The sequence below is a fragment of the Nocardia sp. CA-119907 genome (assembly GCF_050955995.1).
Lineage (GTDB): Bacteria > Actinomycetota > Actinomycetes > Mycobacteriales > Mycobacteriaceae > Nocardia.
The window spans coordinates 5,187,292-5,203,247 of record NZ_CP192091.1 but is presented as its reverse complement, the minus strand read 5'-3'; the positions used below and the strand labels follow the sequence as shown (position 1 = coordinate 5,203,247).

The window sequence follows — 15,956 nt, the reverse complement described above, 5'->3', positions numbered from 1 at the left end:
ATTCCAAGCCGACACCCGCAATCCTGGTGCCGCGAGGTCGAATTCATGCCGAAGATAGCCATATTCGGCCGCGCGGCGGGGGAGCGCCGATGACCGACGGTTCATCCGCGACGGTGCTCACCCGGATAGCTGCCGCGCTCGATCGTCATCCGGTGCTGAGTCGCGCCGTGGCGGCGGTGATCGCCGGGCTGCTGATCTTCGGGAGCTTTCCGCCGCGGCCGCTGTGGTTCCTCGCGCCGATCGGGATCGCGGTATTGACGCTGACCGTGCGCGGCGCCGGGCGGCTGCGGAGTGGATTCGGATACGGCATGCTGGCTGGGCTCGCATTCTTCGTGCCGCTGCTGCCGTGGACCGGGATCTATGTGGGGCCGCTGCCGTGGCTCGCGCTGTCGACGGTGTGTTCCTTATATATAGGACTTTTCGGGCTCGTGGCCCGGTTGTTGTTCGCACTGCCGGGGTGGCCGCTGTGGGTGGCGCTGGCCTGGACGGCCACCGAGTGGCTGCGGTCGAGTTTTCCGTTCGGCGGATTCCCGTGGGGACGGCTGGCATTCGGACAGGCCGACGGATGGTACCTGTCGCTCGCCATGGTGGGCGGTGCGCCGCTCATCGGATTCGCGGTGGCGCTCACCGGAACCGCGGCGGCAGCACTGCTGGTACGCCTGTGGGCCCGGATGACGGCGGGGTCGCAGACGGGCGGAAAACCCACTGGTCCCGCCACCCGGAAGCGCCTCGGAGTCATTGCCGCGGCAGCGACTCTGGTTGTCATCCCGATGACCGGGGTGATCCTCCGGGCGGCGCTGCCCGGTCCGGAGGAGGGGGACCGGACGATCACCGTCGCCGCCATCCAGGGCAGCGTGCCGCGGCTCGGTTTGGATTTCAATGCGCAGCGGCGCGCCGTGCTGGACAACCATGTCCGGCGCACCGAGGAATTGGCCCGCGACGTCGCGCAGGGTCGGGTGCGCAAGCCCGATGTAGTGATCTGGCCGGAGAATTCCTCCGATATCGATCCGCTGCGCAATCCCGACGCGGCCGCCGAGATCACCGCGGCCTCCGAGCAGATCGGCGCGCCCATACTCGTCGGCGCGGTACTGGTGAACGGTGATCGCACGACAACGAACTCGGTGATCGTCTGGAACGGTGCGGCCGGGCCCGGGGAGCGCCACGACAAGAAGATCATCCAGCCGTTCGGCGAATACCTGCCCATGCGCGGCTTCTTCCGGCTGTTCTCCGAATACGCCGACCGCGCAGGGTACTTCGTCCCGGGCGACGGCGACGGCACGGTCCGCGCGGACGGCATCGATATCGGCGTCGCCACCTGCTACGAGGTCGCCTTCGACCGCGCCTTCCGCGATTCCCTGCACGCCGGCGCGCAACTGCTGACCGTACCCACCAATAACGCCACCTTCGGCGACAGCGAGATGACCTACCAGCAGTTGGCCATGTCCCGGGTTCGCGCCGTCGAACACGGCCGTGCCCTGGTGGTCGCCGCCACCTCGGGCGTCAGTGCCATCATCACCGCGGACGGCGCGATCCAGCAGCAGACCCCGAAATTCGTCCCCGCCGCACTGCTCGCCGAACTGCCGCTGCGCAGCACCACAACACTCGCGACCCGATTCGGCGCCGCTCCGGAGCTGCTGTCGGTTATCCTGGCCGCTGCTGCTGTAGTGGCAGCAGCTATTCATCAGCTAAATGCACGTGGCAGTAACTCGACCGACCGAGGTGCCATCACGGACCAGCCGGTCGGTTGAGCGCATCGGATCTGCTGAACACAGCGAACGAGTATTCCCTCTGACCGAACAATCGGTTTGTTCCAGGGCTGGTGTTACCGACGGTCGGCAAGTCCTGGGCGCTAGTCAGCCGTTTGCTGAGCCATAACCAAAGCCGCGGCGTATCGCGATTCGCGCCTTCCCTCTCTCGTCTTACGGCATAGGCCCAGCAAAAAGCCATATTTGCGGAGAAGTAGCTCACGGAAGTGTGCTGCCGCGAACGGCGTTGGAAGTGACACAAATCCGCAACGCTGGCCATCCGCTACATCCGGTGCTCCGAATCAATGGGCGTGGATCACGTCCTACGGCTGGCGCATGCGCGCCTGCGGTGGCGGTGCTCGGGGAGATGCGCATCAACAGCGGCAGAAGGAGTGATTGATGAGTTCATTGGCCACGGATCGCGTCGACCAATGCTCTTCTGGTGAATTCTCGGCACAACCATTCGCACTGTCGCCTGCGCAAACAGCCTTGTGGTACGCCCAACGGATTCGCCCCGACGTTCCGCTTACCATCGCCCAGTATGTCGAGATCCACGGGGACCTGGATGTCGGCCGCCTGCTCTATTCGATCGAACGGTTCGGCGCCGAAACGCAGGTCGGACACGTACGCCTGGTGGAGATCGACGGCGTCCCGCATCAGGTGATCGACCACACCTTCCGCCCGGGCTGGGCCCGGATCGATCTGCGTGACGAGCCCGATCCACACGCTGCCGCGATGCGCTGGATGAACGAGCATGCCAGCTCGCCGATCGATCTCGAGAACGACCCGCTGACCACGAACATAGTGCTGCGGACCGGCGATACGGACTACATCTGGTACGCGCGTGCCCATCACATCGTGATCGACGGCTACGGCGCGATGAACGCACTCACCCGCACCGCGGAGATCTATACGGCGGTGGAGAACCGCACCGAACCGGCCAGCTCTCGCGCGACGCCGCTGGCCACTATCTATGCGGACGAATCCACCTATCGTGATTCCAGCCGGTTCCGCAACGACCGCGACTACTGGCTCGAGCAATTGGCGGACGCGGGTGGACCGATGTCGCTGTCCAGTGTGAACGGCCTGACCGCCGCCCCCGACGCGGGGCGGCGTCGTGCTTGCGCGGTCCTGGACGAACGCGGCGAGGCGGCCATGACCGCGGCGACGGCCGCCCTCGAGACCCACAGTTCGACCATGTTCGCCGCGGCCCTGGCCTGCTATGTGCGGTCGGTGACCGGCAATCCGGATGTGGTGCTCAGCCTGCCGGTTTCGGCGCGGACCACGGTCGCGCTGCGCCGTTCGGCCGGCGTGGTCTCCAATGTGGTGCCGATCCGGCTGCGGTTCGGTGCCGAAACCACCGTCCGCGACGTGGTGCGCGGTGCGGAATTGCAGATCACCGGCGCGCTGCGGCATCAGCGCTACCGTCACGACGACATCCGCCGCGACTGCGGCTACTCCCGCGACGCGCGCGGCTTCTTCGGCCCGATGGTCAACATCATGCTGTTCCATGACGAGCTGAAATTCGGTAGTCTGCTCGGCTCGCTGCACGTGCTCGCCACCGGCCCGGTCGAGGACCTCTCGATCAATCTGTACAACGGCGAGGGCGGCCGCATCCACGTCGACTTCGAGGCCAACCCGCGGCTCTACACCGATACCGAGGTCACGGCGCACCACGCCCGATTCCTGGACTTCCTGACCCGATTCCTCGCCGCCGACCTCGACACCAACGTCGAAAGCCTCGCTGCGATCACCGACGACGAGCGCGAGCGCGTGCTACGTACCTGGAACGACACCGAGACGGCACTGCATCAGGGCACCCTGTCCGGTCTGTTCACCGATCGCGCGATGATCTGCCCGGATGCGGTCGCGCTCGAATTCGCCGACGAGACACTGACTTACCGCGAACTCGACGAGCGGGCCAACCGGCTGGCCCGCCTGCTGATCGCCCGCGGGGCGGGCCCGGAGACGGTGGTCGCCGTGTGCCTGCGGCGCAGCATCGAACTCGTCGTCGGCATGTACGCGGTCATCAAGGCCGGTGCGGCCTACCTGCCCCTCGATACGGAGAACCCCGCCGAACGGATCGACCAGATCCTCGAGCAGGCCGAACCCGTGTGCGTATTGATCGCGGCCCGCGACGAACTCCCGCTCCCGGAACGCGCGGCCGTGCTGGCCATCGACACCGTCGACCTGTCGAAAGTCGACGCCGCCCCGATCACCGACAGCGACCGCCGCACCCCGCTTCGCGCCGACCATCTCGCCTACGTCATCTTCACCTCCGGCTCGACCGGAAAACCCAAGGGCGTCGGTGTCACCCACACCGCGATCGTCAACCGGCTGCGCTGGATGCAGCACGAATACCCCCTCGACGGAACCGACGCCGTCCTGCAGAAGACTCCGGCCACCTTCGATGTCTCGGTCTGGGAATTCTTCTGGCCCTTGCAGATCGGCGCGCGACTGGTCATCGCCGAACCCGACGGGCACCGTGATCCGGCCTACCTGGCCCGGATCATCAGCGAAAAGTCCATAACCACCGCACATTTCGTGCCGTCCATGCTCTCGGTGTTCGTCACCGACACCGATGTGCGCGATTGCGCCGGGCTGCGCCGGGTGTTCTGCAGTGGTGAAGCATTGCCCGCGGCCACCGTTCGCGATTTCCGCGCCGCCCTGGACGGGCCGGAACTGCACAATCTGTACGGACCGACCGAAGCCGCCGTCGACGTCACCTACTGGCCGTGCCCGGCCGAACCGGCCACCGTGCCCATCGGATCTCCGGTGTGGAACACCCAGACCTACGTCCTCGACTCGCTCCTGCGCCCCGTGCCGCCGGGGGTAGTGGGGGAGCTGTATCTTGCGGGCGTCCAACTGGCGCGCGGGTATCTCGGCCAATCCCAGCTCACCGCGGATCGTTTCGTGGCCAATCCGTTCACTCCCGGCGCTCGGATGTACCGCACCGGCGACCTGGCCCGCTGGCAGGGCGATCCGGATCTCGGTCGGCACGAGGGCGATTCGGACCGCGGCGTGCTCGAATACCTGGGCCGCAGCGATTTCCAGGTCAAGATTCGTGGCCTGCGCATCGAACTCGGCGAGATCGAGGCGGCATTGCTCGCCGACGAGCGGGTCGCGCGCGCGGTGTGCGTGGCTCACACCAGCCGAACCGGCGACGAGCTCGCAGCCTATGTCGTTGCCGCCCCGGCATTTACGGCGAATCTGGACAGCACCACACTGCAGAATGCCTTGCGCCGTACCCTGCCCAGCTACATGGTGCCCGCCTCGCTGATGGTCCTCGATGAACTACCGCTCAGTGCCAACGGCAAGATCGACCGCAAGGCCCTGCCCGAACCCGTCATCGCCCGCCCGGTCGGGCCGGTCACCGCCGAACCGCGCAGCGAGGTGGAGCGGGTACTGGCCGGCATCTTCAGCGAAGTCCTGTGCATCGACGAAATCGGTGTCGAGGACGGCTTTTTCGACCTGGGCGGCAATTCGCTCATCGCCGCACGCGCGGTGGCGCGGATAAACGCCACGCTCGGCGCCGGGCTGACCATCCGCGACCTGTTCGAGGCATCGACCATCGCCGCGCTCAGTGAGCGCTTCGCCACACACAACCCGGACGCGTCCTCCCCGAAACTGGTCCCCGCCGAACGGCCGCGACGGATTCCGCTGTCGCTGGCCCAGCAGCGGCTGTGGATCCTCAACCGTTTCGCCGAACACGCCGCCGCATACAACATGCCCTTGGCCGTCGAAATCGACGGGCCGATCGATCTCGTGGCGCTGCGGGCCGGGCTCGTCGATGTGATCGAACGCCATGAATCCCTGCGCACCACTTTTCCGGACGGGGCGGACGGACCCTGCCAGCTGATACATCCTGCGACCGAGATCCCGCTGACCCTCGACCCGATCGACGCCATCGGCGCCGATGTGCGCGAACTCGCCGAGGAGTTCGCCGGCTACGGCTTCGACCTGCGCAGCCAGGCCCCGATCCGGGTCGCACTGTGGACCACCGCACCGGATCGGCACGTTTTCCTCGTTGTGCTGCACCACATCTGCGGTGACGGCTGGTCGGTGGCGCCGTTGGCCAGGGATCTGATGTCCGCCGTCACCGCGCGCGCGGAGGGCGCCACACCGGACTGGACGCCGCTGCCGGTGCAGTACGCCGATTTCGCACTGTGGCAACGGGAACTGCTGGGTGAGGAAGCCGATCCGGCCAGTGCGCTGAGTCGTCAGCTCGCCTACTGGCGCTCGGCCCTGCGCGGTCTGCCCGACCAACTCGACCTGCCGCTGGATCGTCCGCGTGCACTGCGCCGCTCGACCACCGGCGGCCGGGTCGCGTTCACCATCGCCCCCGAGATCCGTCGCGCCGCGGGCGAACTCGCCGCCAGCCGGGGCGTGAGCATGTTCATGGTGCTACACGCGACACTGGCCACCCTGCTGGCGCGGTTGTGCGCGAGCACCGATGTCACCATCGGCACCCCGATCGCGGGTCGCTCCGATCCGGCGCTCGATGACCTGGTCGGAATGTTCGTCAATACTCTGGTGCTGCGGACCGAGGTCGATCCGGCAGCCGGATTCGACCAGATGCTCGACGTGGTCCGCGAAACCGATCTCAATGCCTTCGCCAACGCGGATGTGCCGTTCGAGCGGCTGGTCGAGCTCGTCAACCCGGAGCGCTCCGCTGCCAGGCACCCGCTGTTCCAGGTGATGTTGTCCTACGATCACGCACCCGATCTGAGCATCAATCTGCCCGGCGTGCAGGCTCAGGTGCTGCCGATCGCCGCCGATATCGCCAAATTCGATCTGCAGCTGGAGGTGCACGACGGCCTGTCCGACGGCCCGCTGCACGCCGAATTCGGCTATGCCACTGATGTTTTCGACCAGCGCACGATCGAATCGTTCGCCCATCGCTTCATCGCCGTACTCGGTGCCGTTGTCGCCGCACCGAATATGCCGGTCGGTGATCTGGACATCCTGGACAGGCGCGAGACCGCGAAGCTGGTGCCGATCGCCGGCGCACCCGGCGAACCGTCGATCACGCTGGCGCGGTTGCTCACCGACACCGCCGAGCGGGTGCCCGATGCCATCGCCGTGCGTTACAAGAACACCGACACCAGCTACCGCGAACTCGATGAGATGTCGAATCGCCTGGCGCGCACCCTGATCGAACACGGCGCCGGACCCGAGGTCGTGGTGGCGATCGCGCTGCCGCGCAGCCTCGACTCGATCGCGGCCATCTGGGCGGTCGCGAAAACCGGTGCGGCGTATGTGCCGATCGATCCGAGCTACCCGGCCGAGCGGATCGGGCATATGATCGTCGATTCCGGCGCCATGCTCGGACTCACCGTGCCGGATTGCCTGGCCGCCATGCCCGCCTGGCCCGCCGCCCGCGGCAAGCACCGCAAGCACTATGTCGACTGGCTGGTGCTCGGCTCCGACGAGCTGGCCACCGAATCCGTCCGCTATGGCACCGATCCCGTCACCGACGCGGATCGGCACTACCCGCTGCGCACCACACATCCGGCCTACCTGATCTACACCTCGGGCTCCACCGGAAAGCCGAAGGCGGTCATCGTCACCCACGCCGGTATCGCCTCGCTCGCGAACGAGCAGATGCACCTGTTCGGCGTGACGGATTCGGCACGGACACTGCACTTCTCCTCGCCCAGTTTCGATGCGTCGGTGCTGGAGATGCTGCTCGGCTTCGCCGCGGGCGCGACCATCGTCGTCGCACCCGCCGGCATGTACGGCGGTGCCGAACTCGCCGAGTTGCTGCGCACGGAGCGGGTCACCCATGCCTTCATCACCCCGGCCGCGCTGGCCACCGTGCCCAACGAGGGACTCGACGAACTCGAGGCCGTTATCGTCGGCGGTGAGGCGTGCTCGGAGGAACTGGTCGAGCGCTGGTCGCGCGGGCATCGCATGCACAACATGTACGGGCCGTCGGAGGCGACCGTCGCCGCCACCGCCAGTGGTCCGATGCACGCGGGCCGTGCCGTACCGCTCGGCATGCCGGTGCGCGGCATGCGGCTGTTCATACTCGATGGCCGACTGCATCCGGTGCCGCCGGGCACGCCAGGAGAGCTCTACCTGTCCGGTCCCGGTTTGGCGCGCGGCTATCTCGGCCGCTACAGCCTTACCGCACAAAGCTTTCCGGCCAACCCGCTCGGCCGGCGCGGGGAGCGGATGTACCGCACCGGCGATCTCGTGGTCTCCGATCCGACCGGGCACCTGCGCTTCCTCGGCCGCGCCGACGACCAGATCAAGATCCGCGGCTTCCGCATCGAACTGCGTGAAATCGACCATGTACTTCGCGCGCACCCGGGAGTGCGGCGCGCGCTCACGGTCGTGCACACCGACGATGAGGGCGAGACCCGCCTGGTCGCCTACGTGACCGCGGACGAGGCGATCGATGCCGCCGATGTCACCGAGAGCGCGCGGCAGCGGCTGCCCGGCTACATGGTGCCCGCCTCGATCACCGTACTCGACGAGATGCCGGTGACTCCGTCCGGCAAACTCGACCGAAAGGCCTTGCCTGCACCGGTCTTCGCGGCAGCCGGTACCTCGCGCGCACCGCGCACCGAGCTGGAGCGGCAGGTCGCCACCGTGTTCGGCGATATCCTCGGCCACCCGGTGACCGGCGCCGAGGACAGCTTCTTCGACGTGGGCGGCAATTCGCTGCTCGCCACCCGGCTCGCGGCCAGGCTGTACGAGGAGTTCGCTGTCGACCTGCCGGTGCGGCTGATCTTCGAGACGCCGACGGTGGCCGGGATCGCGGCACGCATAACGGAAGCGCCCCGGACGCAACGGATGGCGCTGGCTGTGCATATCCCGCGTCCGGGACGCATTCCATTGTCGCTGCCCCAGCAGCGACTGTGGTTCCTCAATCGATTTTCACCCGAATCCAGTGCGTACAACATCGCATTCGTCATTCGAATCGATGGCGATCTGGATGTACCCGCATTGCGCGCGGCACTGACCGACCTGGTGGACCGACATGAGGTGCTGCGCACCGTCTTTCCCGAGGACAGCGAGGGCGCACAGCAATCGGTACTGCCCACCGCCCGGGCCGTGCCGGTGCTCGACGTGGTGCCGAGCGACGAGGGCGCCGCCGAACAGGCGTTGCGGGCATTCGCGCGCACCGGCTTCGATCTCACCAAAGACCTCCCGCTCCGGATCACCTTGCTGCGCACCGGAACTCGGCGGCATCTGCTCGGCATCGTGCTGCACCACATCGCCGCCGACGGCTGGTCGCTCGGGCCTTTGACCAAGGATCTGGCGGCCGCCTATATGGCCAGGCACGAGGGCGGTATACCCGCCTGGACGCCACTTCCGGTGCAGTACGCGGACTTCGGGCTGTGGCAGCGCGCCTACCTCGGCGACGAGGCCGATCCGCGGAGCCTCGCGAGCGAACAGCTCGCGTACTGGCGCACCGCGCTGGCGGACCTGCCCGACGAACTGCCGCTGCCCTACGACCGGCCGCGTCCGGCCCAGCCGACACAGCAGGCGGGCACCGTGCGCTTCAGTGTGCCCGAGCCGATGCAGCAGGCCCTCGCCGAACTTGCCCGCAAACAAGGCGTCAGCACGTTCATGGTGCTGCGTTCGGCGCTCGCGGTCTTGCTGCGCTTCGTTACCGGCGGTCGCGATATCGTGATCGGCACGCCGGTCGCGGGCCGCAACGACACCAAGCTCGACGAGTTGGTCGGCATGTTCGTCAACACGCTGGTATTGCGTTCGGATGTCGACCCGGACATTTCGTTCGCGACGCTATTGCGCGCGGATCGGGATACCGAGCTGGCCGCCATGGCGCACGGCGATATTCCGTTCGAGCGCATCGTCAAGGAACTGGGCCGCGGCGTCCGCGATGGCAGTCGCCATCCGCTGTTCCAGGTGGCGCTGACGGTGCAGGACGGGCCGGTGCCGTCGCTCGAACTGCCCGGCCTGGCACTGCGCGCCGAGGAACTGGATATCGCGCTGGCGAAATTCGACCTGGAGTTGCGGGTGGCGGCGATGTCCCGCGACACCGGTTCGGACGAGGCTTGGCGTGCGTTCGAATTCATCTACGCCGCAGAGCTTTTCGATGCCACGACGATCAAGACGCTGGCCGATCGATTCCTGGCGGTGCTGGCGGCCATTACCGGTGCGCCACAGGTGCTGGTCCGAGATATCGACGCGCGCACCGAATTCGAGCGCCGCGTGCTCACCCCGGCCACCGGCACACCGGGCTCCCCGCAGCACACGCTGGCCGCGTACTTCACCGCCACCGCGCATGCCCACGCGCACCGCGCGGCCATCCGCTCGGGTGACACCACGCTGACCTACGCTGAGGTCGATGGGCGCTCGAATCGCTTGGCGCGGGCACTGATCGAACGCGGTTTCGGTCCGGGGGACCGGGTAGCGCTCGGCCTGACCCGCTCGATCGAATCGGTCGTCACGATGCTCGCCGTCGCCAAATCCGGTGCGGCGTTCGTGCCGGTCGATCCGAACTACCCGGTCGACCGGGTGCGGCACATGCTGGTGGACTCCGCCTGCCGGGTCGGAATTACCGTATCCGTGCATGCTGATCGGCTGCGCCCGGCGGACGGACCGGTCACCGACTGGCTGCTGCTCGATGATCCCGAATTCGCCGATGAACTGGCCGAACTCGATGACAGCCCGGTCGAGGACCACGAGCGCCTGCGCAGCACCGAGATCGCCGATCTGGCGTATGTGATCTACACCTCGGGCTCGACCGGAAAGCCCAAGGGCGTGGCCGTCACACACAGCGGCCTGTCGAATTTCGGCGACGAGGCCCGCGACCGCATGCGAATCGACCAGGATTCGCGCACACTGCACTTCTCCTCACCGAGTTTCGACGCGGCCATCTTGGACTTGCTGCTCGCGATCGGATCCGGCGCGACCATGGTGATCTGCCCACCGGATATCTACGGTGGCGACGAACTGGCCGCGCTGCTGGAGCGCGAACGCGTCACCCACACGTTCATCACCCCGGCCGCGCTGGCCACCATTGATCGGGAGCGGTGGTCATTGCCGTGCCTGCGTGCACTGCTGGTGGGTGGTGAGGCCGTCGGTGCCGAGTTGGTGGCCCGCTGGGCGCCGGGACGGCAGATGCACAACGTATATGGGCCGACCGAAACCACCATCGTCATCACGATCTCGGATCCGGTGGCGGTCGGCGGACCGATCACCATCGGCACCCCGGTGCGCGGTGCGCGGGCGCTGGTACTCGACGAGCGGATGCGCCCGGTTCCGGTCGGCGTGCCCGGCGACCTGTACCTTGGTGGATTCGGTGTCACGCGTGGGTATCTCGACCGGTTCGAACTCACCGCGACGCGGTTCGTCGCCGACCCCTACGGTCCCGCGGGCTCGCGGATGTACCGCAGCGGTGACGTGGTGCGCTGGAACGCCGCGGGCGAAATCGTCTACCTCGGACGCAGCGACTATCAGGTGAAGGTGCGCGGCTTCCGCATCGAACTGGGCGAGATCACCAGTGTGCTCGTCGACCATCGAGATGTGCGGTACGCCCACACCGAGGTGCGCCACATCGCGGGTGCGGACCGGATCATCTCGTTCATTCAGCCCACCGACGAAACGGGCACACTGGATACCGACGCGGTGCGCGCCCATGTCGCCGAAAAACTGCCCGCGCACATGGTTCCGGCCAGTATCACCGTGTTGGACGGGATTCCGCTGACCCCGACCGGCAAGTTGGATATTGCCGCACTACCGGAACCACAGTTGACGGTGCGCGCCGTGCTGCGTGCCCCCGAAACCGCCGCCGAGCGACTGGTCGCCGAGGTGATGGGCGAATTGCTCGGCCTCGAAACCGTGAGCGCCGACGACAGCTTCTTCGATATCGGCGGAAACTCGCTGCTGGCAACGCAACTCGTGACCCGACTGGCCGCGGCGACGAATACTCGGCTCGAGGTGCGCACCGTCTTCACGGCGCCGACGGTCGCCGAGCTCGCGGCGCTGCTCGATTCCGGACCCGGTGCGAACACCGGGCTGGAACTGGTGCGCCGTGAGCGGCCGGAGCGGATTCCATTGTCGGCTGCCCAGTACCGGCTGTGGTTCCTGAACCGATTCAACGAGATCGGCGCCGATGCGGGCGCTACCGCTGGCGCGTACAACGTTCCGGTCGTGCTGCGCCTGCGCGGTGAACTCGATGTCGATGCGCTGGTGCGGGCGCTGCACGCGGTGCAGCGGCGCCACGAAACGCTGCGCACGGTGTTCCCCGAGATCGATGGGGCACCCGTGCAGCGGGTGCTCGATCCCGCCGACGCCGAGATCGCGGTATTCGCCATGACGATGCCGCCCGCGGAAGTTCCCGGCGCTGTACAGGATTTCGCGACGCCGGGATTCGACCTGGCGACGACTGTGCCGATCCGCGCGGCGTTGATCACGGTCGATACGGCCGGAGCCATCGAATCCGAGCACATCCTGGTATTGGTCGTGCACCACATCGCCGTCGACGGCTGGTCGCTGGAACCCCTGGCCGCCGATGTGGCCGTCGCATACCGAGCGGCATGCGAGGACAAGACCCCCGACTGGCCGGAATCCGAAATCCAGTACGCGGATTACACACTGTGGCATCAGGACACGCTCGGCAGTGAGGACGAGCCGGATTCGGTGGTGAACCGTCAGCTCGACTACTGGCGGCGCACCCTGGACGGGATTCCGGAGCTGCTGAGCCTGCCCGCGGATCGACCGCGTCCGCCCGCACCGACCTACCGCGGCGGCACCGTCGAATGCGCCATCGATCCGTTCGCCCATCGCGAACTGCACAAGATCGCCACCGGCCATAACGTCAGCATGTTCATGGTGCTGCACACCGCGCTCGCGGTGCTGCTGCACCGGATGACCGCGACCGATGACATCGTGGTCGGCACCCCGATCGCCGGGCGCGGCCATCCCGCGCTGGATCGGATGGTCGGCATGTTCGTGAACACGCTGGTGCTGCGCACCCGAATCGATCCCGACGCCAGGTTCACCGATCTGCTGCACACCGTGCGCGATACCGATCTGGACGCGTTTTCGCACGCCGACCTGCCGTTCGAACGCCTCGTCGAGGTGCTGAATCCGGTTCGCTCGCAGGCCCATCACCCGATGTTCCAGGTGATGCTGTCGGTGCAGAACCATCCGGTTCGGGTGGTGGATCTGCCCGGGCTGCGCATCGAGGCGGAGGATGTCGATACCGGTATCGCGAAGTTCGATCTGCAGTTCACCCTGACCGAATCCCACACCGACAGAAAGGAACCGGCCGGTATCACGCTGGCGGTCAATTACGCGAGCGATCTGTTCGACGAGCAGACCGCCGGGTGGCTCGGTACCCGAATGGTCCGGCTGCTCACCGCCATCGCCGCGAATCCGACCACTGCGGTGGGGGATCTGGAACTGCTCGATCCCGCCGAATGGTCCGGGCTGGCCCCGGTGTGTGGTGCGCGGGCGGACCGGCCGATCACCTTCCCGGAGCTGTTCGAGGCCGCGGTGAATGTCGACCGCGAGGCCATCGCATTGTGCTCGGAAGACACCCAGGTGAGCTACGACGCGCTCGACCGGTGGACCAACCGGCTGGCGCGGGTGCTCATCGAACGTGGCGTCGGACCGGAAACGCTTGTGGCGCTGGGGATTCCGCGTTCGGTCGAGTCGGTAGCGACCATGCTCGCAGTGGCCAAGGCGGGTGCGGCGTTCGTACCGGTCGATCCGATGTACCCCGCGGGGCGCATCAGTCATATGCTCACCGATTCCGGCGCAGCGCTGGGAATCACGCTTTTCGAGCACCGCGATCAGCTCGGGCCTCTTTTCGGGCACGGCAATGCCGAGTGGATCGTGCTCGACGATGACGAATTCCGCCGTCGGGTGCTGGACGCATCCGACGAACGGATCGGGTCGGTAGAGCGGACCGCCCTGTTGCGGTTGGACAATCCGGCGTACGTCATCTACACCTCCGGTTCGACCGGCACCCCCAAGGGGGTGGTGGTCACCCACGGTGGGTTGTCGAACTTCGCCGCGGAGACCGCGCAGCGCTTCGACGTCCACCCCGGCTGCCGGGTCCTGCATTTCGCGACGCCGAGCTTCGATGCCGCCATGCTCGACGTGCTGCTCGCACTGGGTGGCGCGGCGACGCTGGTCATCACGCCACCCGGTGTCGTCGGCGGGGCCGAACTGGGCAAGGTGTTGATCGACGAGGGGATCACGCACGCGTTCATCACAACCTCCGCGCTGGGCACGGTCGATCCGACCGGGGTCACGGAGTTTTCGCACGTGCTGGTCGGCGGCGAGGCGGTGCCGCCCGAACTGGTCAGTCGCTGGGCGCCGGGGCGCAACCTGTACAACGTGTACGGGCCGACCGAGACCACCATCGTCACGGTGATCTCGCAGCCCATGACACCGGGCGGGCCGATCACCATCGGTGGCCCGATCCGCGGTGTCAACGCGACCATCCTCGACGCGCGCCTGCATCCGGCGCCGGTCGGAGTGACCGGTGAATTGCATCTGGCGGGTAGCGCCCTGGCGCGGGGCTACCTGAACCGCCCCGGTCTGACGGCGCAGCGCTTCATCGCGAATCCGTACGGCAAACCGGGTGAGCGGATGTACCGCACCGGCGATCTCGCGCGCTGGTTCGGCCGCAGCCCCGCCGGGGTCCGCGAGATCGAATACGTCGGCCGCACCGACCATCAGGTCAAGATCCGCGGCTTCCGCATCGAACTCGGCGAGATCGACGCCGCGCTCGCCCAGCATCACGCGGTGGAATTCTCGACCACCATCGGATACCGGACAGTCGCCGGTGCGACGGCACTGGTGTCCTATGTGAAGGCGCGCAACGGAATCACGCTGAGCGCCGCGGAACTCACCGAGCATGTCGCCGCCCGGGTGCCGAATTACATGGTGCCGCAATCGATCATGCTGATCGACGAGATACCGCTCAGCCCGGTCGGCAAACTCGACCGAAATGCACTGCCGGAACCGGTCTTCAGTGCGAGCGAGGGCTATCGGGCGCCGACGACCCCGACCGAGGAGCAACTGTGCGCCGCCTTCGCGACGGTGCTCGGTGTCGAAACGGTGGGTGTCGACGACGGGTTCTTCGAACTCGGCGGCAACTCACTGCTGGCCACGAAGGTAGTGGCGCAGCTGCGCGCCAACGGGATCGATATCCCGGTGCAGCTGATGTTCGGCGACTCCACCCCGGCCGCCATCGCGGCTCGGCTGGACGGAACCGGCGCGGCGATCGCCGCGACGCTGGAGCCGGTGCTGCCGATCCGTGCCCGCACCGCCGCGAGCCGGGCCCCGCTGTTCTGCATCCATCCTGCGATCGGGCTGGCCTGGTGCTACTCGGGTCTGCTCGCGCACCTCGCACCGGACCGCTCGGTGTACGGACTGCAGGCGCCGCATGTCGCGGGCGAGGACGGGTTCGATTCGATCGGCGAGGCCGCGGAAAGCTATGTGGCGCACATCAAGTCGATCCAGCCGCAGGGGCCATACCACCTGCTCGGCTGGTCGCTGGGCGGCCTGATCGCGCACGAGGTCGCGATCCAGCTGCAGCAGGTCGGTGACGAGGTCGCGCTGCTGTCGATGATGGACAGCTACCAGCTCAGCGATGAATGGCTCGAGCATGCGATCCCGACCGTCGCCGAGATCATCGGCGAATTCGGCAGCGACGCACTGGGCGACGACGTGGAGTTCGACCAGCGTATGAGCCTGCGCGACGCCGCGGAACTGCTGCGGTCGCGCCCCGGCCCGTTCGCCGCGCTGACGGTCGAACACCTGGAGCGCCTCTACGCGGGCTACGCCAACGGCACCGTTCTCGCCCACGGCTTCCGCCCCCGCACCTTCAACGGAGACCTGCTGTTCTTCACCGCGGGCGATGATGAAATCAACCGCACCGACCCCACCCGGTGCGCCGCTGCCTGGCAGCCCTTTATTACCGGCACCATCCACAATCACGACCTGCGCTGCAAGCATTCGGCCATGACGACACCGGAATCACTCGCCGTCATCGGTCCTGTGCTCAACGAACACCTCGAAGCCGCGGCGGCACGGGCGCATGAGGCAAGACAGTGACCGTGGAGCGCGCAACAACCCGCTTGGTCCCCGGTGGTACCACGTGTGAGTTCGGTGGCGTCGTGCCAAGGCGCGAGTCGGTCCCGTGCACCGCGACCGGCTTCGGCGCGTACGGCAGTGCCCGTCGTGGCGGCGTCATGAATCAGGGGGTGTGCTCGT

General features: G+C 67.1%; 2 protein-coding genes. Both read left to right on the top strand.

What is annotated here, in order from left to right; all coding sequences use genetic code 11:
• The first annotated feature begins 89 nt into the window (after positions 1–89).
• Positions 90–1,748, top strand: coding sequence for an apolipoprotein N-acyltransferase (gene lnt, locus ACQP2D_RS22785; RefSeq protein ID WP_433677931.1), 1,659 nt, complete (start codon positions 90–92; stop codon positions 1,746–1,748).
• Positions 1,749–2,144: 396 nt separating this feature from the next.
• The gene (locus ACQP2D_RS22780; protein ID WP_433677930.1) at positions 2,145–15,797 is read left to right on the top strand and encodes an amino acid adenylation domain-containing protein; all 13,653 of its coding nucleotides are present in this window, start codon (positions 2,145–2,147) and stop codon (positions 15,795–15,797) included.
• The last annotated feature ends 159 nt before the right edge of the window (positions 15,798–15,956 follow it).

Excerpts from the sequence above, each read along its gene's own strand:
- lnt (WP_433677931.1), top strand. The coding sequence starts at position 90 with ATGACCGACGGTTCATCCGCGACGGTGCTCACCCGGATAGCTGCCGCG.
- ACQP2D_RS22780 (WP_433677930.1), top strand. The coding sequence starts at position 2,145 with ATGAGTTCATTGGCCACGGATCGCGTCGACCAATGCTCTTCTGGTGAA.